The organism is Bacillus sp. FSL R9-9530 (genome assembly GCF_038008145.1).
Lineage (GTDB): Bacteria > Bacillota > Bacilli > Bacillales > Bacillaceae_G > Bacillus_A > Bacillus_A mycoides.
On the sequence record NZ_JBBOYO010000001.1, the window covers coordinates 3,865,001 to 3,885,796 of the forward strand.

At 37.2% G+C, this 20,796-nt stretch carries 22 protein-coding genes and 2 tRNA genes (1 of these 24 running past the window's edge); all 24 read right to left on the reverse strand.

The genetic code is table 11. The features are described 5' to 3' along the window. Nucleotides 1-824: the 5' portion of a lysine--tRNA ligase gene (gene lysS, locus MKX66_RS19435; protein ID WP_002009709.1), read on the reverse strand. The gene continues 676 nt to the left of window position 1, outside the view; the window shows 824 of its 1,500 coding nt (coding positions 1-824); the start codon lies at nt 822-824; its stop codon lies beyond the left edge, outside the window. Between the two features lie 160 nt (nt 825-984). Beyond that, the gene (dusB, locus tag MKX66_RS19440; RefSeq protein WP_002009708.1) at nt 985-1,983 is read right to left on the reverse strand and encodes a tRNA dihydrouridine synthase DusB; all 999 of its coding nucleotides are present in this window, start codon (nt 1,981-1,983) and stop codon (nt 985-987) included. Between the two features lie 23 nt (nt 1,984-2,006). Further along, nucleotides 2,007-2,210 (reverse strand): helix-turn-helix domain-containing protein, encoded by a 204-nt coding sequence (locus MKX66_RS19445; RefSeq protein WP_002009706.1) that lies wholly within the window; start codon nt 2,208-2,210, stop codon nt 2,007-2,009. Next, nucleotides 2,162-2,677: a 2-amino-4-hydroxy-6-hydroxymethyldihydropteridine diphosphokinase gene (gene folK, locus MKX66_RS19450; protein WP_002138868.1), complete on the reverse strand. Its 516-nt coding sequence runs from the start codon at nt 2,675-2,677 to the stop codon at nt 2,162-2,164. The genes MKX66_RS19445 and folK overlap by 49 nt, the downstream gene beginning before the upstream one ends. Further along, nucleotides 2,674-3,036 carry a dihydroneopterin aldolase gene (gene folB / locus MKX66_RS19455; RefSeq protein ID WP_000358063.1) on the reverse strand — a complete coding sequence of 121 codons (363 nt, stop codon included), beginning with the start codon at nt 3,034-3,036 and terminating at the stop codon, nt 2,674-2,676. Before folB ends, folK begins: the two co-directional genes overlap by 4 nt. Next, entirely contained in the window at nt 3,037-3,897 is an 861-nt protein-coding gene (gene folP / locus MKX66_RS19460; protein ID WP_061689485.1) for a dihydropteroate synthase, read from the reverse strand. It abuts the gene before it with no gap. After that, a complete protein-coding gene (gene pabC, locus MKX66_RS19465) occupies nt 3,872-4,744 on the reverse strand; it encodes an aminodeoxychorismate lyase (RefSeq protein ID WP_002091560.1) in 873 nt (290 codons plus the stop codon). The genes folP and pabC overlap by 26 nt, the downstream gene beginning before the upstream one ends. Beyond that, on the reverse strand, nt 4,738-5,325 hold the full coding sequence (gene pabA, locus MKX66_RS19470; protein ID WP_002029312.1) for an aminodeoxychorismate/anthranilate synthase component II: 588 nt from the start codon (nt 5,323-5,325) through the stop codon (nt 4,738-4,740). Before pabA ends, pabC begins: the two co-directional genes overlap by 7 nt. A 5-nt stretch (nt 5,326-5,330) precedes the next feature. Beyond that, nucleotides 5,331-6,728, reverse strand: a complete 1,398-nt coding sequence (gene trpE / locus MKX66_RS19475; protein WP_060750757.1) for an anthranilate synthase component I — start codon at nt 6,726-6,728, stop codon at nt 5,331-5,333. A 223-nt stretch (nt 6,729-6,951) separates the two neighbouring features. After that, nucleotides 6,952-7,875, reverse strand: coding sequence for a cysteine synthase A (cysK, locus tag MKX66_RS19480; RefSeq protein ID WP_002130221.1), 924 nt, complete (start codon nt 7,873-7,875; stop codon nt 6,952-6,954). Between the two features lie 117 nt (nt 7,876-7,992). Then, nucleotides 7,993-8,868, reverse strand: coding sequence for a redox-regulated molecular chaperone HslO (hslO, locus tag MKX66_RS19485; RefSeq protein ID WP_002009693.1), 876 nt, complete (start codon nt 8,866-8,868; stop codon nt 7,993-7,995). Nucleotides 8,869-8,874: 6 nt separating this feature from the next. After that, entirely contained in the window at nt 8,875-9,663 is a 789-nt protein-coding gene (locus MKX66_RS19490) for a type III pantothenate kinase (RefSeq protein WP_002009692.1), read from the reverse strand. 221 nt (nt 9,664-9,884) lie between these two features. Continuing rightward, nucleotides 9,885-11,786, reverse strand: a complete 1,902-nt coding sequence (gene ftsH / locus MKX66_RS19495; protein ID WP_002091565.1) for an ATP-dependent zinc metalloprotease FtsH — start codon at nt 11,784-11,786, stop codon at nt 9,885-9,887. Between the two features lie 85 nt (nt 11,787-11,871). Beyond that, a complete protein-coding gene (hpt, locus tag MKX66_RS19500) occupies nt 11,872-12,414 on the reverse strand; it encodes a hypoxanthine phosphoribosyltransferase (protein ID WP_002124550.1) in 543 nt (180 codons plus the stop codon). Next, nucleotides 12,411-13,841 (reverse strand): tRNA lysidine(34) synthetase TilS, encoded by a 1,431-nt coding sequence (gene tilS / locus MKX66_RS19505; RefSeq protein ID WP_002107305.1) that lies wholly within the window; start codon nt 13,839-13,841, stop codon nt 12,411-12,413. Before tilS ends, hpt begins: the two co-directional genes overlap by 4 nt. Nucleotides 13,842-14,044: 203 nt before the next feature. Beyond that, nucleotides 14,045-16,516, reverse strand: a complete 2,472-nt coding sequence (spoIIE, locus tag MKX66_RS19510) for a stage II sporulation protein E (RefSeq protein WP_326997315.1) — start codon at nt 16,514-16,516, stop codon at nt 14,045-14,047. A gap of 261 nt (nt 16,517-16,777) precedes the next feature. Continuing rightward, a tRNA-Glu gene (locus tag MKX66_RS19515) sits at nt 16,778-16,849 on the reverse strand. A gap of 13 nt (nt 16,850-16,862) precedes the next feature. Further along, nucleotides 16,863-16,936, reverse strand: a tRNA-Met gene (locus tag MKX66_RS19520). A gap of 159 nt (nt 16,937-17,095) precedes the next feature. Continuing rightward, nucleotides 17,096-17,581 (reverse strand): S1 domain-containing RNA-binding protein, encoded by a 486-nt coding sequence (locus MKX66_RS19525; RefSeq protein WP_002009683.1) that lies wholly within the window; start codon nt 17,579-17,581, stop codon nt 17,096-17,098. A gap of 87 nt (nt 17,582-17,668) precedes the next feature. Then, a complete protein-coding gene (gene divIC / locus MKX66_RS19530; RefSeq protein WP_002091572.1) occupies nt 17,669-18,028 on the reverse strand; it encodes a cell division protein DivIC in 360 nt (119 codons plus the stop codon). After that, nucleotides 18,025-18,678 carry a spore cortex biosynthesis protein YabQ gene (gene yabQ, locus MKX66_RS19535; protein ID WP_002091573.1) on the reverse strand — a complete coding sequence of 218 codons (654 nt, stop codon included), beginning with the start codon at nt 18,676-18,678 and terminating at the stop codon, nt 18,025-18,027. The genes divIC and yabQ overlap by 4 nt, the downstream gene beginning before the upstream one ends. Beyond that, on the reverse strand, nt 18,675-18,983 hold the full coding sequence (yabP, locus tag MKX66_RS19540; RefSeq protein ID WP_001059101.1) for a sporulation protein YabP: 309 nt from the start codon (nt 18,981-18,983) through the stop codon (nt 18,675-18,677). The genes yabQ and yabP overlap by 4 nt, the downstream gene beginning before the upstream one ends. A 58-nt stretch (nt 18,984-19,041) precedes the next feature. Then, complete coding sequence (locus MKX66_RS19545; RefSeq protein ID WP_002009677.1) at nt 19,042-19,317, reverse strand: RNA-binding S4 domain-containing protein; 276 nt, start codon at nt 19,315-19,317, stop codon at nt 19,042-19,044. 14 nt (nt 19,318-19,331) lie between these two features. Further along, on the reverse strand, nt 19,332-20,792 hold the full coding sequence (mazG, locus tag MKX66_RS19550; RefSeq protein ID WP_002009675.1) for a nucleoside triphosphate pyrophosphohydrolase: 1,461 nt from the start codon (nt 20,790-20,792) through the stop codon (nt 19,332-19,334). Between the last annotated feature and the right edge of the window lie 4 nt (nt 20,793-20,796).

A 20,796-nucleotide genomic window follows, 5' to 3' on the forward strand; every position in this document is an offset into this window, starting at 1 on the left:
TATAATTCAATCATCGTAAACTCAGGGTTATGACGAGTTGATACACCCTCATTACGGAATACACGGCCGATCTCATAAACCTTTTCTAATCCACCCACAATAAGACGTTTTAAATGAAGTTCAATTGCGATACGCATATATAATTCCATATCTAACGCATTATGGTGTGTAGTGAAAGGACGAGCAGACGCTCCACCTGCAATCGCGTGCATCATAGGCGTTTCCACTTCAAGATAACCGTTGTCATCTAAATATCTTCTCATTTCACGAATGATTTTACTACGGGTAACGAACGTTTCACGGCTTTCCATACTTGTAATTAAGTCCAAGTAACGTTGACGATAGCGTTGTTCAACATCTTTTAATCCATGGTATTTATCCGGTAATGGACGAAGGGATTTCGTTAAAAGTGTAAATCCTATTGCTTTTACTGAAAGTTCTCCAACGTTTGTTTTGAACACTTTACCTTCAATACCTACTAAGTCACCTAAATCTGCTGTCGTAAATAACTCGTACTCTTCATCTCCAACAGTATCTTTACGAACATAAATTTGAACTTGCCCCTGTAAATCTTGAATATGCGCAAATCCCGCTTTTCCTTTACCGCGTTTTGTCATAATACGACCAGCGATAGAAACAGTGATTTCTTTCTCTTCTAATTCCTCTTTAGAGAATTCTCCATATAGACTTACTAAGTCAGTTGTTGAATTTGTGCGTTCAAATCGTTTACCGAACGGATCGATTCCTTGCTCACGTAAATTATGTAGCTTTTCACGACGAACAAGCAATTGGTCGTTTAATTCTTCGTGGTTCATGTTATCCATGATATTAATATCACTCCAGCTCTATTAATTTTTACAATATATACAGTATAGCATTTTCTACTCAACTAGAAAAACTGCCAGCAACTAACTGGCAGTTCTTCTTTCTTTCACGTAATTATAGGAAGTGTATAGAAGAATGTCAATCTCCTATGCCCCCTTATTAACCAACATAAATTGTTTGTTGTTTCGCTTCTACTTCTTCTACAAATGCACCTAATACATTCGCAAGGTCTTCACGTGTGTCGCAAGTATTGATACCATTACGCACACTCGCATTACCACGAACACCTTTTAAATACCAAGCTGCATGCTTTCTCATCTCTCTTACGGCAACATTTTCGTTCTTTAAATCGATAAGACGATCTAGATGCAACATACATACATCAATTTTCTCACGCACTGTTGGTTCCGGCATTAACTCACCTGTCTCTAAATACTTTACCGTACGATAAATCATCCACGGATCTCCAAGAGCAGCGCGACCAATCATAACACCATCTACACCAATTTCATCAAGCATACGCTTTGCATCTTGTGGTGTTTCGACATCGCCATTTCCGATAACCGGAATATTTACAGCCTGCTTTACTTGTTTAATAATATTCCAATCCGCTTTACCTTCATACATTTGCACTCGTGTACGCCCATGAACAGCTATCGCTTGTCCACCAGCACGCTCAACAGCTCTAGCATTTTCTATTGCGAAAATATGTTCTTCATCCCAACCAATACGCATTTTAACTGTAACTGGCTTTTCAACAGCATCTACAACCGCCGCTACCATCTCATATATTTTATTTGGGTCTAAAAGCCACTTTGCTCCTGCATCACACTTAGTGATTTTCGGTACTGGGCACCCCATATTAATATCAATAATGTCTGCTGTCGTATATTTATCTACGTATTTCGCAGCATCTACAAGAGTTTCTTTCTCTCCACCAAAAATTTGTAAACTTAATGGCTTTTCTCTCTCATCGATATATAACATATCTAATGTTCTTTTGTTATTAAGTAATATTGCCTTATCACTTACCATTTCAGCACAAACTAAACCTGCACCAAATTCTTTTACCGTCAAACGGAATGCAGAGTTACACACTCCCGCCATCGGTGCTAGTACAACTGGATTTTTCATCTCAATATTTGCAATCTTTAACACCCGACTTACTCCTTCCTTTACGGTCACTTTGGCATCAATTCGTCTATTGAAACGTTTAATGTTTTAGCGACTTCTACTACAAAATCTTGGGAAGGTGATCTATTGCCCCTCTCAACTTCACCTAAAACCGATACAGATACCCCTAATTCTTTCGCAAAACCTTCTTGCGTATAGCCTTTTAGCTTTCGAAAAGCACGAATGCGTCTTCCCCATTTTTCTGCTTCCATACCGTTACTCCCTCTCGCCTTTTCATTTCTTCTACTTGTGAACGTGAAATGTCTTGTTTTATATCTTGATTGATTTCTAACAACGGAACGATAACAAAAGCTCTTTCGAACATCCGCGGATGCGGAACAATAAGATTCTCTGCTTCAATATTTTCTTGATTATATAGTAAAATGTCAAGGTCGATGGTCCTCGGGCCCCATCTAATTTCCCTTTTTCTTCCTAGGTCATTCTCTACCCTTTGTGTTACTTTCAATAATTCTTGCGGTGATAAATTGGTAGAAATTTTTATAACTAAATTTAAAAAGCAATTTTGGTCAGTATAGCCAACCGGATCAGTTTCATATACAGACGAAACATCATCAACTTGGATATGCTGGTTTTTATTTAAAAACTGAATTGCTTCAGTTAAATAAGTATAACGCTCCCCAATATTGGAACCTAATGCAATGTACGCTATATTATTCATGGACGCTCTCTCGTAATTTCTACCGCTACAGCACGATAATGTCCTGGTATCGGCGGATCCGGTTTAATTACCTTAATTGTACACCGTGAAATACTCTCATATTGTTTCAATATATCTGTAGCGATATTTTCAGCGATACTCTCTACAAGCTTATACGTTCTATCTTCAACAACTTTTCTACACAGCTCAAAAAGTTCCCCGTAATTGACAGAATGCTCTAAGTCGTCACTTTCTCCTGCGCGTTTTAAATCCAACTCCACCGTTAAATCTACTTTAAATCTCTGACCTAATTTATTCTCTTCTGGGAATACACCATGATAACCGTAAAACTCCATATCATGGATATAAATTTTATCCAATTACTTTACCCCCTTACCAATCATCGCGTCCATCATCTTAGCCATACGCGCCATTTCTTTCACATCATGAACACGGATAAACTCACAGCCCTTTTCAATACCAAGACAAACGGTAGCTCCCGTTCCTTCAAGACGTTCCTCCACTGGTAAATCTAACACATGGCCAATAAAGGACTTTCTTGAAGTACCTAAGAGAACTGGGTAACCCAGTACATTTAACTGTTCTAAATTGCGCATCGCTTCTAAATTTTGCTCAGGTGTTTTCGCAAAACCGATACCTGGGTCTAAAATAATATTCTCATCTCGCACACCAGCATCTTTAGCAATTTTAATACTTTCATACAAATCAGCAATCATATCGGCCATTAAATTGCGGTAATTCATATTATCTCGGTTATGCATTAAGATAATAGGCACATCATAATAGGCTGCAACTTCAGCAATCCTCGGTTCCGCCTTCGCTCCCCAAATATCATTAATAATATGAGCACCAGCTTCAATCGCTTGTTTCGCAACCTCAGCTTTATACGTATCAATAGAAATAGGTAGCTTTACTTCTTTTGACACTGCCTGAATCATTGGAACAACTCGCTTTATTTCCTCTTCTACTGAAACTTTAGCGAAACCCGGACGGGTAGATTCGCCGCCAATATCAATAATATGGACACCTTCACTTTTCATTTCTTTCGCATGTCGCACCGCAGCATCTACTTCGTTGTAACTCCCACCATCAGAAAATGAATCTGGCGTTACATTTAAAATCCCCATAATTAATGTCTTTTCATTTAAGTTCAATGTATATTCGCCGCAGCGCAAATCATAATCCCACTTCAAACTACACATCTCCTCTTCGCAATTCATTTCTGCTCCACAATTTCTCTCTCTGCACTCCATAAAGATCCATAAGTCTTTTTGTAACCACTCCCACTTTACCCGGGAAATCTTTCTCCTCTATACGATAAAGGGGGACAATCTCTTGAATAGAGTTCGTTACGAACACTTCATCCGCTGAAAGCAATTCATCTTTTGTAAAGAAACCTTCCTTTACTTCTATATCTAGCTCTTCAGCAGCCTTTATAATAAACGCACGAGTGATTCCGTTTAAAATCCCTGTTTCTAATGAAGGAGTATATAAAATATCTCCTTTAACAAAAAAGAGATTCGAAACAATACCCTCTGCAACATAACCTGTTTCGGTAAGAAAAATACCTTCCTTATTCACAACATTTCCAATTTCGCGTTTCCCTAAAATATTATTTAAATAATGATGGGACTTCAAGCGAAATGCACCCTCTGGTGTATTTCTCACTTGCTTTAAAATAACTCCTTCTTTTTCCACTACATTCCCTGGAGCTGCTAAAGGTTTTATAAAAACAATAACAGACGGTTCTTCATATACTTCCGTTTGTAATCCTATTTCATCTATACCCGCCGATACATTTAAGCGCACATATGCATGCTTTAACCCATTCTTAACAAGTAGATTCTTTAAAATAAGCATCACTTCATCTTTTGTCATTGTCCATTTGATTTGCAATATATCGAGCGCATCCATTAAGCGTTCATAATGATCATCCAATAAAAAGAGATGACCATTATAAATACGAAATGTCTCAAAAACCCCAAGTCCATATAGGTAACCGTGGTCATAAGGAGAAATTTTCGCTTCACTCGCTTCTACATACGCGCCATTTACGTAAATTAACACGATGTCACACTTGGGCTATATTTGCGAATGAAATTCTGTAGCAATTCTTTCCCGTGAGAAGTCATAATAGATTCCGGATGGAATTGTACCCCTTCAATCGGCAACGTTTTATGACGAAGCGCCATAATTTCACCTTCTTCAGTCCAAGATGTTATCTCTAAACAATTCGGTAACGTCTCTTTTTTAACGATAAGAGAGTGATAACGTGTCGCGGTAAATGGATTTGGGATATCAGAAAAAATCGTCTGCCCATCATGATGCATTAAAGATGTTTTTCCATGCATCAAACGCTCTGCCCTGACAACATCCCCTCCAAATACTTGTGCAATTGATTGATGTCCAAGACAGACCCCAAAAATCGGAAGCTTACCTGCAAAATATTTAATAACATCCATACTGATTCCCGCCTCATTAGGACTACATGGACCTGGCGAAATCATTAAAAAATCCGGTTTCATATTCTCAATATCCGAAATAGTCACTTCATCATTACGCCTAACAACAAGCTCTTGTCCAAGTTCTCCAAGAAACTGCACTAAATTAAATGTAAAAGAATCATAATTATCAATCATTAATATCATTTCTCTCACCTAACCGTTTCTTCGCTACTTTCTTTTGCACGCCATAAAGCGATTGCTTTTTTTAACGACTCTTTATATTCATTTTTTGGATTTGAATCAATTACAATACCCGCTCCAGCTTGCACATGCGCTTGTCCATCTTTAGCAAGTAGTGTTCGGATTACAATATTCAATTCCGTATCTCCAGAATAACCAATCCAACCAATTGACCCTGTATAAATTCCTCGGCGAACAGGTTCTAATTCTTCAATAATTTCCATCGTACGTATTTTCGGGGCACCGGTAATTGTCCCACCAGGAAATACAGCCTTCACCAAATCGAAAGCATCTTTATCTGCTTCCACCTCACCACGCACATTAGAAACAATATGCATAACGTGTGAGTATTTTTCAATCACCATAAATTCATCTACTTCAACAGTGCCATATTTACAAACCCGGCCCAAGTCATTTCGTTCTAAATCCACAAGCATTACATGCTCTGCTCTTTCCTTTTCATTTTCAATTAATTCTTTCGCTAATTCTTCATCCTCTTGCTCACTTGCTCCTCGAGAGCGCGTACCAGCAATCGGTCTTGTACTCACTTCTTTTCCTTGCTTTTTAATTAGCAATTCAGGCGAAGCACTAACAATTTGAAAATCTCCAAACTCCAAGTAACCCATATATGGAGATGGATTAATTTCACGAAGACTTGTATATATTTCTAGTGGATGTGTTTGTAATGTTCTTTCTTGTCTTGTCGACAAGTTTACTTGAAACACATCACCCGCTCCAATATATTCTTGAATACGTTCAACGGCCTTCATAAAGCCCTCTTCCGTAAAAGCGACTGCTTCATTTTTCTTTTCAGGAGATTCAAACGGCATAGTCACTTCGGGGGCTTCTTTCATCCAAAGACCCTTCCATTCATTTAATCGTTCTTCTGCCTCTTCACACTCATCTACATAATGCGTAATAATCCATAATACTCTCTCCTGTTGATCATACACAAACACGTCATCAAATAACAAAAAGAATATGTCAGGTATATTAATATCATCCTTCGCAAGAGAAGAAAGTTTTTCAATATAACGGATACAATCATAACTAAAGTATCCAATTGCCCCACCTTGAAAAGGTGGGTACTCCGGATTATAATCCGTTTTCCATTTCTCCATATACGCTTGCATTAAATCTAACGGATTCCCTCGCTTTATTGTTTCCTTACCACTTTCACTTATATGTAACGTCTCATTCTTACCCTGAATTACCGCTACTGGATCCAGCCCAACAATATTATAACGACCACCACGTCCACTTTCTAACAAAATATGTTGCGGCTTATCCTGAGAAAGAAATTTATATTGCTTAAAGAAATCTAACTGATATGGAATAGAAAGCGCTAAAGATTTTCTTCGTTGCATATCAACACCCCGTCTTCTGTTATCCCACCCTCTTAAGCCAATCAAATCAAACTACATAAAATTATTTATATAGAGAATGATTATACTTGAGGGCTAGTGAAAATAAATTAATTATACTACTTCTTATTTTACATGAAGTTTTCTAGTCATTCACTCTTTTCCTTTTTCCAATCAAAAAAGAAAAAGCATCCTTTTTTAAGGATGCTTTTCAAATCACATTCACTTATGACTCAAATTGATAAAGTGGTGTACTTAAATAACGTTCACCGTTACTTGGGATAATAACAAGTACCTTTTTCCCTTTACCTAATTTCTTCGCAACTTCTGTCGCTGCATAAACGACTGCTCCCGAAGAGATACCAACTAAAATACCTTCTTCTTTAGCCACTCTTCTCGCATATTCGAACGCTTGCTCCGTTTTCACTTGAATAATTTCATCATATACCTCTACATCCAATGTCTCCGGAACAAACCCCGCTCCAATTCCTTGGATCTTATGTGGTCCTGGCTTTCCACCAGATAATACTGGTGAATCCGCAGGTTCTACCGCGTAAATTTTGATATCTTTATAAGCCTCTTTCAGCACTTCACCGGCACCTGTAATTGTTCCACCTGTACCAATACCTGCGATAAACGCATCTAATTGATCCCCCATCTGTTCAACAATTTCTGGACCTGTTGTTATACGATGGATTTCTGGATTCGCTTGATTTTGGAACTGTTGTGGTATAAAGTACCCATGTTCTTCTGCTAATTCAGTTGCCTTTCGAATTGCTCCGCCCATTCCTTCAGGTCCTGGAGTCAATACTAATTCAGCACCGTAAGCGCGTAATAAATTACGACGCTCAATACTCATTGTTTCTGGCATTACTAAAATTGCTTTATATCCTTTAGCAGCTGCTACCATCGCTAAGCCAATACCTGTGTTACCACTTGTCGGCTCAATGATTGTATCGCCCTCTTTTAATAATCCTTTATTTTCAGCATCTTCAATCATAGCTAACGCGATACGATCTTTAACACTGCTCCCCGGATTCATAAATTCTAATTTTAAGTATACATCTGCGCTGTCTGATTCTACGATGCGGTTCAACTTAACGATCGGCGTTTTCCCGATTAATTCTGAAACTGATTGTGCCACTCGCATTCCTGTCACTCCTAACACCGAGTATTTTTATTGGTTTTATCTATATTTAGATTTTGTCAGAAAATTCCCTGTTTGTCAATCTATTTGGGCGGCTGATTCTCCACCTAAACTTCTTTATTACAACTTCTCAATTAGACTTGTAATATCTTCTTTAGCGAATTTATGTCGTTCATTACAGAAGTGACAGTGAACTTCCGTCTCTTCTTCTTCTGCACGAATTTGTTCTAACTCCGCTTTACCTAAACTAATTAGCACACTTTCAATACGCTCACGTGAACATGTACAATTAAATTGAACATCCATTGTTTCTAGCACTTTCACTTTATCTTCTCCAAGCACTTCATACAGTAATTCTTCTGGAGAAAGACCTTGTTCGATTAATTGTGATACCGGCGGGATTTGTTGAAGACGCTCTTCAATAAATGAAATTGTTTCTTCCTGCGCACCTGGCATAATTTGAAGAATGAATCCACCCGCCGCTAATACGCTATCATCTCCATTTACAAGAACACCAACACCTACAGAAGAAGGTGTCTGCTCAGAAACCGCGAAATAATATGTGAAATCTTCCCCTAGTTCTCCTGAAACAATGGGAGATTGACCAATAAACGGTTCACGCATACCGATATCTTTAATTACCGTTACAAATCCTTCTGTACCTACCGCTTGATATACACGTAATTTTCCTTGTTCCGTTCCTTCAAAATCAACATGCGGATTCGTTACATAACCACGTACATCCCCATTTGCATGAGCATCGACTAAAATAGGACCAATCGGGCCGTTACCCTCTACTTTAATCGTTAACTTCTGCTCGCCTTTTAACATAGCACCCATCATTGTACCCGCAGTTAAAGAACGACCAAGTGCCGCTGAAGCTGTTCTCCATGTATCATGACGCTTTTGCGCCTCACTTACTGTATTTGTTGTACGTACACTATAAGCACGAACCTCTCCATTAAACGCTAACGCTTTTACTAAATAATCTTTCATACTTATTTATTCACCCTTCTCATGTTGTAAATTTGCATTACGCTCATATAACATATACAAACCTTTTAACGTTAAAAACGGATCTACAATATCAATTACATTTGATTCTTCTGAAATTAATTTTGCTAATCCACCTGTTGCAATAACTTTCGGTTCTTGCTTAGCTTCTTCCTTCATACGCTTAACAATACCTTCCACTTGTCCAACGTATCCATAAAGAATACCTGATTGCATTGCACTTACTGTATTCTTCCCGATAACACTACCCGGTTTTGTAATTTCAATACGAGGAAGCTTTGCTGCCCTGCTATATAAAGCCTCTGCCGAAATCATAATTCCTGGCGTAATGACGCCACCCATATAATGCTTCTCTTCGTTAATATAACAATATGTAGTAGCCGTACCAAAATCAACAATAATAAGCGGACTTCCATATAAGTGGATTCCTGCTACTGCATTTACAATTCGGTCCGCGCCTACTTCACGTGGATTTTCATATTTAATATTCAAGCCAGTTTTTATCCCAGGCCCCACTACAAGCGGTTTAATTTTAAAATACTTTTCACACATACGCTCTAAAGCGAACATAATTGGCGGTACGACTGAAGACACAATAATACCTTTCACATCTTCAAAAGAAAGACCTTCATGCTCAAGTAACTGCTTTACAAGCATCCCATACTCATCTTCTGTTTTATGACGATCTGTTTCCATGCGCCAATGCTGACGAAGTTCTCCCTCTTCAAACACACCTAGTACCGCATTTGTGTTCCCTACATCCAATACAAAAATCATATTCTCACCACTTATCTTATTTAATCTATATTTGCGCAGTATGTATAAAACTTATAAAAACATCATATCACACATACTTATATAATCATTTTTTCTATACTCATCATTGTACAAAAAGATTACTCTCTATTTCAATTTTTAATAATAGTTTCATTCATTTTTTTTTGCCACTTAAATTCATTCCACAAAAAAAAGGAGTGACTATTGTCACTCCTTTTTTCTTACTTATCTTCTGTATCTTCATCGTCTTTCTTCATATTGATGTTTACTTTCACATCATCTGAAGATGTTGGACGCTCAGGTAATCTGCCATAATCATATAAATGATTAATTTGCTCTGCATCTAATGTTTCTACTTCAAGTAACGTTTTCGCGATAATATCAAGCTTATCTCGTTTTTCAGTAAGAATTTGTTTCGCACGAGCATAACAGTCTTTAATAATTATTTGCATTTCCACATCAATTTCATGCGCGATTGCATCACTGTAGTTTTGTTCTGAATGGAAGTCTCTTCCTAAGAATACCTGACCACCTTGTGAGCTACCAAATTGCATCGGTCCAAGCTTATCACTCATCCCGAATTCTGTAACCATACGTCTTGCAATACCAGTCGCACGTTGGAAGTCGTTGTGAGCACCTGTACTTGCTTCACCAAATACAATCTCCTCAGCTACTCGACCACCAAGTAAACCAGTGATTTTATCAAGTAACTCTGGTTTTGTCATGAAGTAACGATCTTCCTTCGGAAGCATTACCGCATATCCACCAGCTTGACCACGAGGGACAATTGTTACTTTATGAACGATATCTGCTTCATCAAGGACAACACCAATTACAGTATGGCCGGCCTCATGGAATGCAACGATATTACGCTCTTTTTCAGAGATAACGCGACTTTTCTTAGCTGGACCTGCAATAACACGATCCGTCGCTTCATCGATGTCACTCATATCAATTTTCTTCTTATCTTGACGCGCAGCTACTAAAGCAGCTTCGTTTAATAAGTTTTCAAGATCGGCACCAGAGAATCCTGGTGTACGAGTTGCAATTGCTCTTAAGTTGACATTCTCATCAAGCGGTTTATTACGAGCGTGTACCTTAAGTACAGCTTCACGACCATTTACATCTGGACGATCTACTGTAATTTGACGGTCAAAACGACCTGGACGTAATAACGCTGGATCAAGAATATCAGGACGGTTTGTCGCAGCGATGATAATAATACCTTCATTTGCACCGAATCCATCCATTTCAACAAGCAATTGGTTCAACGTTTGTTCACGCTCATCATGACCACCGCCAAGACCCGCGCCACGTTGACGTCCTACTGCATCAATTTCATCAATGAAAATGATACAAGGAGCATTTTTCTTTGCGTTTTCAAATAAATCACGTACACGGGATGCACCGACACCGACGAACATCTCTACAAAGTCAGAACCACTAATAGAGAAGAACGGAACGCCTGCTTCACCTGCAACAGCACGTGCTAGTAAAGTTTTACCTGTACCTGGAGGTCCCACTAATAGAACACCCTTTGGAATACGGGCACCAACTTCAGCGAACTTACGAGGGTCTTTCAAGAATTCAACTACCTCAACAAGTTCTTGTTTCTCTTCATCCGCTCCAGCAACATCTCTGAAACGAATTTTTTTCTTTTCATCATTGTATAGCTTCGCCTTACTTTTCCCGAAGTTCATAACACGGCTACCGCCGCCCTGAGCTTGGTTTAATAAGAAGAAGAATAAAATGAAGATAATGACAAACGGAATGATAGAAGTAAAGAACGTTACCCAAGCACTTGTTTCTTCTGCTGGTTGATACTTAACTTCAGCCCCTTGCGCTTTATCATTAATTTTCTTTTGTAATTCCTCAGTATTTGGTGCATAAGTAACAAATTGTTCTCCTTGGCTAGAAGTCTTGAATTGTCCCTTTACCTCAAACACACCATTTTTCGGTTGAAGCTGCACATTACGCACTTCACCTTTTTCAAGTTGAGTAATGAATTTATCGTAGCTAACTGATGTCGTTTTTTGCGTCGAACCATTAAAATAGCTCACGATTCCAATTACTACTAAGAATATCAGTAAATAAAAGATGGTATTACGGAAGATACGATTCATTCCTAACCTCCTCTCACGGCATAAACACTATAGTAAATCGTAACATAAAAAAAATTTCCTATACAATTGTAACGCCTATATTTAATTAATTTGAGTAAACACTTGGTTTTAATACTCCTACATAAGGAAGATTACGGTACTGCTCTTTATAATCTAATCCATATCCTACAACAAATTCATGAGGAACAGTAAATCCAACATAATCTGCTTTCAGATCAACCTTACGGCCTGTTGGCTTATCTAATAAAGTAACAATTTTTACAGATTTCGCTTTACGATATTTAAACAGATCCACTAAATAGCTTAGTGTAAGACCGCTATCAATAATATCTTCAACGATTAAAATATCGCGACCTTCTACCGAAGTATCAAGATCTTTTAAGATTTTTACTTCGCCTGTCGAAACTGTAGAGTGACCGTAGCTAGATACAGCCATAAAATCCATTTCAAGATATGTATCTGTTCTCTTTAATAAATCTGCCATAAATGGCATTGCACCCTTTAGTACACCAATCGCAAGAGGTACTGTATTTTTGTAATCCTCTGCAATAACTGCACCTAGTTCGTGCACCTTTTCTTGTATTTGTTCTTCAGAAATTAATACTTTTTCGATATCTTGATTCATCATTTCATTATCCTCCCGGAAGACTCCTTGCTTTTGTAGTGAATAATCATGTATTTACCCTTCTTTGCTAGCTCTTTCGAAGTAGCAAACGCAGATCGTTTCAACAAGGGTACCCAAATAATATTTCCACTTGCGTCACAAACGATCGGCCATTCTTCTCTTTTTTCTTTTGGTACTTTTGCTTCGATAAAAACAGCTTTTATCTTTTTTGTACCATCCATACCTTGCATTGACATGCGATCTCCATTTTCCCTAGACCGAATACGAAGTGGATACGATATATCATTATACTTAGCAACAAATACTGTTTCATTCATGTTACTCGGTATATCTTCGCTCACCTCTGTTACAAGTTTATCCCCATTCGGCAATATAATTGTCCCAGGTACTGATAAATCTTGCGAAAAAGGAGAAACAATTTCTTGTTTAAATCCAAAACCACATTCTTCGTATGTGCGAACAATTTTCAAACCACCTGGAAAATCTAGTGAACCTGAAGGTTGTGCCCGCTTAAAAAATTCAATCACCTTGTCAATATGTATAGAAGAAAGCGAAGATGGAATCTTATATTCATAAAGATAGTTTAATATTAGTTGAATCCCTCTTCTTTGTAAAGGCATAGACATGGATTCAAAGGCAGGAATTGATAAGCTAATTTGTTTATCGCTTTTTTTTGTAATTACTTTATTCATTTTCTCAAAAGCTAATTCCTGCAAATAAGCCTCATCCTCTTGCATCTGCACGCTAAATTTTTGAAATTTCTCATGCATTTGTGGATTTTCTTCTTTCAAATAAGGAAGGACATATTTACGTAATCGATTCCTTGTATATACTTCTTTTTTATTACTCGGATCTATACGCGGAATAACTTTTAATTTATTACAGTAATCAACAATTTCTTCCTTAGTTACCCCAAGTAACGGCCTAATTAAATATCCATTATGAAAAGATCGCTTCACTGCAATTCCTGCGTATCCTTTCGGAGTACTCCCTCGTACAAGGCGCATTAAAATCGTCTCTACTTGATCATCTCCATGGTGACCAAGAGCTACATATCTCGCATCATATTTCTTCATTATTCTTTCCAAAAATGCATATCTGCATTCTCTAGCTGCAACTTGTGCATTCATTCCATATTGCTGTTGATATTGCGACACATTAATCCTTAGCGTTTCACAAATAACTCCTAGCTCTTTGCAAAGACCCTGTACAAACTGTAAATCCTCATAAGATTCATTACCTCTAAACATATGGTCCACATGTGCTACTACAATTTCTAGCTGTTTTTCTGCCCTTTTTTCTAACAAATAATATAAAAGAGCCAAAGAGTCAGGACCACCAGAAACCCCTACAACAATTGTTGAATGTTTCTTTAATACATCATGCTGCTTTACAAAGTCATCTACTTTTTCAACAAATGCATCTTTCAACTTCGCAATCACCTTTCATTAAACAAGAACAACAACATTAGTTACCTTGTATATAATGGTACAACTTTTACAAACATTGTGCAAAAAAAAGATGTACAAAATCCATATTTTTATCTTACATCCCTCCTGTATATTTAACAAAGTAATCACATTACCTTTTTAATCAAAAAAACCTAGGCATCTACCTAGGTTTTTTGATTATTTTATTGCGCCTGCATTCCTACTATTGGAATCGTAGCCCACTTCGGCATATTTTTCTTTACTTTCGCCACCACAATAGTCATATCATCATTTATATAACCATCACCAGAGCGAATTACTTCTTCCATAATAATATCAGCGATTTCCTGTGGGTCCTCTGTTTGTAGTTCTTTAATTTTACGTTTTATCCATAATTCGTGATTCTCCACATGTTGCGCTCCCTCAAAGATGCCGTCACTCATCATGATAAGAAGATCACCCGTTTTTAATTGCTCACCAACCACATCAACTTCAACATCTTCAATGATTCCCATCGGCAAATTACTTGCCTCAATTTTCAAAATATTATTTCCGCGTTTAACAAAACTCGGCGTCGATCCAATCTTTAAAAACTTCGCACTCGCATCTCTTAAATCTACCATAGCCAAGTCAAGCGTTGTATACATCTCCTCTGTCGTCCTTAAAGAAAGAATCGAATTGATGGACTTAATCGCTATTTCTTCATCAATACCTGATTGAAGTATCTTTTGTAATAATTTTACCGTTTCCCTACTCTCCATATGAGCCCTTTGTCCATTTCCCATACCATCACTAATCGCAAGTGCATATTTACCAACGCTCAAATCCATCATCGCGTAGGAATCACCTGAAATAAACCCACCACCTTTTGCAGCTGTGGCCAATCCTGTATCAAGAGAATACGTCTTCGCTGAACCAAATGATATTAAACTGTGCCCATTTGGATATGAGGATTTCTCTTCATGCTTAACGACGATATTCTCTTTTAAAATATCTGAAAGCATTGGAGCAACCAACTTCTCACATTCCCCATGTTCATTAGATGCAGCCGGAATCAACATTTCAATATCAATACTTCCTCTATCTAAACAATAAATATCAACATGCTCCACTTCGACACCAAAATCACGAAACGCTTGTAAAATTTGCTCCTCCTGCGCTTGATGGTTCTCTCTTTCTCGTTGTATCTCCTTAGCGAAATCCTCCATCACTTTTGATACACCTAGTAATTGCTCCGCTACAATTCTACGATTTTCCTTCATTTGTTTTCTTAACTTCTGCCCCTCATAGAAGTGATCTAATTCACCCGCTACCAAATCCGTTACTTTCTTCCCTCTCACACAATGCTTGTCCCATTCACGAACTAACTTCCGATTATGCTGCAGCGTTCCTTCTTCTGTTTCACTCATTATTTGTTTCATATAATCGTATGTTTTATCAAAATTAACTACCCAACATTGATCCTTCTTAAAGCATGTTTGACATGTTTTTGCAGTAATTGTACTTAAAAATAAATCAGCTTCTGTTTCTTTATCTTCCTCCTCCACATACCCGTATACAGAAAAGCTATTAGACAAAGCAGCAAATACATTAGCAAATTGATTGATTTTGTTCGCTGTAACATCGCGCACTCTTCTTAAATATTGTTGTTGATCCTGTGAATGTTCCTGTGTACCCGGCATAAATTTAGCAATACGATCCATAACAAGCTTCGGTGTTAATAAGAAGAAAACAATCGCTACACCAGATTCAATTAAAGTTGTTACAATACTTGTTTGCTTGTCTACATATAATGTAATTAAGCTTGTACCAATTAATAAACCTAAACTAACTCCTATACGCTTCCCTTCTTTTAACAATCCCCCAAGCAATCCTGAAAAGGCAAGGAGACTAAGTTGAGACAAGCTCGCCACATTTGCTAAACTTAATATTAACCCAGTGACAACTCCTACCGTGGACCCTGTAGCTGCCCCTGCAATAAAGGCAAATACTAATACTAAATATCTAGTGAAAATATGTTGAATAGAAGCATCATAAACAAACCAATCTGTTGTGCCCGTTAAAACAGATGCTAGTAATATAATTAAACAAACAATTTCTTCTGTTTCTAACGCTTGTTGCTTCCCTTTCCTTTCCACTAAAAGCGGAACACTTTGTAAAAATATCATCGTTAATACGAAGCTAAGCCCCGCTTCGATCGTACTGACGAGCAGATCATACATGGTGACGGTTTGCTGTGCAAAATATACAACAACTAAATGTGCGGTTAATGCGGAGATAAATACTTGGAATGGTACAAGTCCAACAGTTTTACGTGTAAACCGATTAAAGAAGATATTATAAATAAAGAAGGTAAAGATAGATGCAAAAGTAAAAAATAAATTATCTATTGAAACTGAAAGTGCCCCCCCCATTAGGGCTAAGAACGCGAGCGGCATTTTATCTCGCTTCATAACATAAACAGCAGCAAAAAACGGCAATGCAAACGGTAAAATGTTTGTTAATATATATGCTCGTCCCAAAAGAAAACCAATAACAGCAATAATGAATCCCCATCTAAAGAAAACTTTTTCAAACTTCATTCGCAACTTACTCGTCCACTTTATTGTTCCAAGCTGACTTTCATTCATCGCCAATGCACTTGTATTCATAGTATTCCTTCCTGCTTTAGGCATATTTTTAACACCACCTGCATAGTTTAATTACTGTTATTATAAAAGATGATTATTGGTTTTTTTGTCAAAACAACAGTTTTGACTTTTATAATCGTTCGACTTTTTATTCGAAATAAATCTACATATATACATAGTATTTAATTTATTCAAAGAGAGTTGAAAGAATGTTCAGAAAATATAGGGTGATTTTGTAGAAGTATTGTACGTCTTAATTTATATTTAACAAAAAAAGACCATGCAAATTTGCATGATCTTTTTAGATGACCCGTACGGGATTCGAACCCGTGTTACCGCCGTGAAAGGGCGGTGTCTTAACCACTTGACCAACGGGCCGTTAAATTAAATATAGCGGCGGAGGGGATCGAACCCCCGACCTCACGGGTATGAACCGTACGCTCTAGCCAGCTGAGCTACACCGCCATGTCGTCGTATTTAACGGACAATTAGTATATTACATCAGATATATTTTAAAGTCAATACATCTCAAAAACTTTTTTAAAAATATATTCTCTCACATAAAAAAGTACCCGAGTAATTACTCTGGGTACCTCTCTATATGTTAAGAATTAAACGGACTCATTATCCGCGACGTGCGCCACGGCCACCACGTTTAGATTCTGTGTTACGCTTTAAAGAAGTTAAACGATCTTCACTATCTTTTAAAAAGCGTGCCATCTTTTGCTCAAATGTTTCTTTTGGAGCTCGTTCGTTACCGCCACCGCGGTTATCTCTGTTGGAAGAACGATTATTACGTTGTGGACGTCCAGAACGTTGTTGATCACCACCACGTTGGTATTCACCGCGTGGACGATCTCCTTCTGTTTTTTCACGTTCTTTCGCTTTCTTAATAGATAGGCCAATTTTGCCATCTTTTTCAACATTGATAACTTTTACTTCTACTTGGTCGCCTACTTTTAAGTGATCGTTAATATCTTTCACATAATTATCAGCAACTTCACTAATATGAACAAGACCTGTTAAGCCTTCTGGCAGCTCCACAAAAGCCCCAAAATTTGTAATACCTGTTACTTTACCCTGTAACTTGCTGCCTACCTCGATTGACATAAAAAAAATGCTCCTCCTTAGTGGTTAAAAAGTCAAATTTTACTTTATTATATATAATCCTAAAATACAGTGTCAATAAGACATACTCTACTTAGAAACAGGAAAAATTATCTCCCCTTTTCCGGAGAAGAAATAATCCCTTCTAGCAATCTTTAAAACGTACTCTTCATCATTCAACTTTTGAACTTCATCTTTTAGATTCTTTTCTTTTTTCGTTAATGAATCCAGTTCTTTTTTCATGTCCTTAACTTTTGCTTCTTTTGCTTTAATGGAACTGTTTTGTTGATAAAACGTCACACTAATACTAGCAATAATTGTAAAAGCAAAGACAAGAAAAACCGCTAAACGGCGATAAAGTCGCTTCCTGTTCTCATCCGTTTGTATTATATGTTCTTTAACAGGATTTGGACTCTGTTTGTCGATTGTTCTTTGTCTCAGTTCCCTCATTTTCGAGGTCCCCCTAACTTCTTTTTTATACGCACCCATAATTGGAAGATATGTCCCTTCAATTTTGCTACATATTGCAGGAACCCTACATGCTTCATTATAAAAAGTTTAACACGATTAGGGAGAAGTTTCCATATGAGCGAAGCAATAAACCGAACAGGCGAGAAAAAAACTTTCCATATGAAAAGTAATATCCAAATCACCATTTTCCATAACACATGTCCAATTGAAAGCAGTATACGAAATAAGAATAATATAAATGCAATAAATAGCTGTGCTATAATAATAACAGGTTTTATCATGAGTAGCTGTATAATTCGAACAAAAAATTGTGTTGTTTGTACAAAAATATAGATGAGAAAATTTAACATCTTCATGTATAGTGCTTTCAATAAGCTTTGATATGCTGCAAAACCACATAGTAACGCCAAAAATACATATATACGTAGTTCAGCTTCATTTACACGCAGTAATACATAAAAAACGAATAATGCTTGGACAATCCAAAATAGTATATCATGTATAAATACAAGCCAACGTTTACGCTCTTGGCGTTTTAAAAACCGTTGGTATGTATCTAAAGAAGCACCAATCCAAGCACCCATTCCAATCATCGAAAGCATTGTATACAACTGAATTGTTAGGCTCATTTAAACAGCTTACTAAAGAAGCCTTTAGTTTTCTCCCCTTGGTTCTCATCAATATACAGCATTTCATGAACTTTCCCTTTAATTGATACAACACCCTTTTCTACATCTAAATTCTTCATTTGCAAATTTTGACCACGAATTGTTAAAAAACCCATTACAGTCTCGAGTAAAAACTCTTCGCTATCAAAACTCTCTACTTGCTTTACACCAGTAATATCGATTACACGCCTGCCACGCATGATAATATCATGCTCTACAGAAACATTTTGTTGATTAGAAGACATAGGTGAGTAACCATTATTCACGAAAATCCCCCCATAGCTTTATACTAGCTAATAGTAATGTATGAAGGGCTAACCTATTTTAGAACAAGCCTTCTTCCGCTTTCACTTTTTCCTCACGAACGAGACTATACATGTTTGCTGCATCTTCTTTTTTAGTTGTTTCTTTCAATTCATTTACTTTCACAGTTACTATTTTTTGCCCGAAACGAATTGTTAATTCATCCTCTACCTTCACATCTGAACTCGCTTTTGCCACTTGGCCATTAATCGAAATTCTTCCTTGGTCAGACACTTCTTTTGCTAATGTTCTTCTTTTAATTAAACGTGATACTTTCAAAAATTTATCTAGACGCATATCAAATCCCCCTATTAACGCTCTGTTTGTTTTGCCTCTTCCCATAAAATATCTAACTGTTCTAATGATAAATCTTGCATTTCCTTATTCATTTCAGCTACTTTTGCTTCCATGTATAAAAAGCGATCCATAAATTTCTCATTAGTTGAACGTAACGCTTCTTCTGGATCTAATTTATAATGACGAGCTATATTCACAAATGCAAATAGTAAATCACCAAATTCACCTAGCATCTTTTTCTCATCCATGTTTACAACTTCTTGTTGGAATTCTTGCCATTCTTCTAAGGCCTTCTCTATCATCGGCTGCACATCAACCCAATCAAATCCAACCTTTCCAGCTTTCTTCTGAATTTCATAAGCACGCATTAGTTGTGGCAAGCTTTTTGGAATACCCGCTAAAACAGATTCTTTCACGAATCCCTTTTCTTGTTTTTTAATTTCTTCCCAATTTGCAATCACTTCATCAGCATTATTTACATCCGTATCCCCAAACACATGCGGATGACGACGAACCATTTTCTCAGCTAAAGTCCGAATAATATCATCTATAGAGAACCAACCTTCATCCTCTCCAATTTGGGCATGAAGCATAACTTGTAATAATATATCACCTAGTTCTTCTACTAAATGATCATCATCCTCTTCATCAATTGCTTCTAGCACTTCATACGCTTCTTCAATTAAGTATTTCTTTAAAGATTGATGAGTTTGCTTTTTATCCCATGGGCAACCATTCGGTCCACGAAGATCAGCAATAATTGCTCTAAGCACATCAAACTGCTGATATAAGGACGCACGTTCCTTAACCGGCGGTACATACACACTCGTTAAATTATTTAATTCTGTTTCGTGATCTAACATGTATAACGATACCTTTTTCACTTGCTCGAATGAAGTCCCTGCAGCTGTTACGATATACACTTCGTAATCATCTGGCAAAATCTCCATTAACGTTAGCTTCACATCTGAAGCAACGAATGCATCATACACTTGGCAAAAGATTAAATGTTGACGTAATTCTAATTGTCCTCTTTCAAATGATGTAGCATCAATTAATTGGAACCCTTCAATCGGATCAATTTTTAGACTTGCAAACATCGGATCAAGGAAACTTTGTCCACCTTCAATTCGCACTTCAATATTTGCTGCTTCTCCTTTTTCCAAAAGTAGCTGAACTGTTCTTTCTGCTACAAGCGGATGACCTGGAACAGCATAAATAATTTCTGCGCCTTTAGCTTGTTCTAGCAATGTATTCGCAATTGTTTCATATACGATTTCAAATGTATCATGTGCCTCATATACATTATCAAAGGCCGTATACTTTATAGCTTCTTTCTCCAATTCTTCTATAACTGGGTGCTCCTTCGTTCTAACAAACATATGGTCTGCTTCTTTTATCTTTCGATATACACCCATCGTTAACTGATCTAACTCACCAGCACCTAATCCTAAAATAGTAATGATTCCACTCACAACC

Bases quoted from the DNA above. Each gene is read 5' to 3' on its own strand.
- ftsH (WP_002091565.1), bottom strand. From the start codon at position 11,786: ATGAATCGTATCTTCCGTAATACCATCTTTTATTTACTGATATTCTTA.
- cysK (WP_002130221.1), bottom strand. From the start codon at position 7,875: ATGCGAGTGGCACAATCAGTTTCAGAATTAATCGGGAAAACGCCGATC.
- pabA (WP_002029312.1), bottom strand. From the start codon at position 5,325: ATGATATTAATGATTGATAATTATGATTCTTTTACATTTAATTTAGTG.
- hslO (WP_002009693.1), bottom strand. From the start codon at position 8,868: ATGAAAGATTATTTAGTAAAAGCGTTAGCGTTTAATGGAGAGGTTCGT.
- MKX66_RS19490 (WP_002009692.1), bottom strand. From the start codon at position 9,663: ATGATTTTTGTATTGGATGTAGGGAACACAAATGCGGTACTAGGTGTG.
- MKX66_RS19525 (WP_002009683.1), bottom strand. From the start codon at position 17,581: ATGTCAATCGAGGTAGGCAGCAAGTTACAGGGTAAAGTAACAGGTATT.
- yabQ (WP_002091573.1), bottom strand. From the start codon at position 18,678: ATGAGCCTAACAATTCAGTTGTATACAATGCTTTCGATGATTGGAATG.
- hpt (WP_002124550.1), bottom strand. From the start codon at position 12,414: ATGATGAATCAAGATATCGAAAAAGTATTAATTTCTGAAGAACAAATA.
- MKX66_RS19545 (WP_002009677.1), bottom strand. From the start codon at position 19,317: ATGCGTCTAGATAAATTTTTGAAAGTATCACGTTTAATTAAAAGAAGA.
- spoIIE (WP_326997315.1), bottom strand. From the start codon at position 16,516: ATGCCTAAAGCAGGAAGGAATACTATGAATACAAGTGCATTGGCGATG.
- trpE (WP_060750757.1), bottom strand. From the start codon at position 6,728: ATGCAACGAAGAAAATCTTTAGCGCTTTCTATTCCATATCAGTTAGAT.
- divIC (WP_002091572.1), bottom strand. From the start codon at position 18,028: ATGAGGGAACTGAGACAAAGAACAATCGACAAACAGAGTCCAAATCCT.
- MKX66_RS19445 (WP_002009706.1), bottom strand. From the start codon at position 2,210: ATGGAAGCAGAAAAATGGGGAAGACGCATTCGTGCTTTTCGAAAGCTA.
- folK (WP_002138868.1), bottom strand. From the start codon at position 2,677: ATGAATAATATAGCGTACATTGCATTAGGTTCCAATATTGGGGAGCGT.
- folP (WP_061689485.1), bottom strand. From the start codon at position 3,897: ATGAATTGCGAAGAGGAGATGTGTAGTTTGAAGTGGGATTATGATTTG.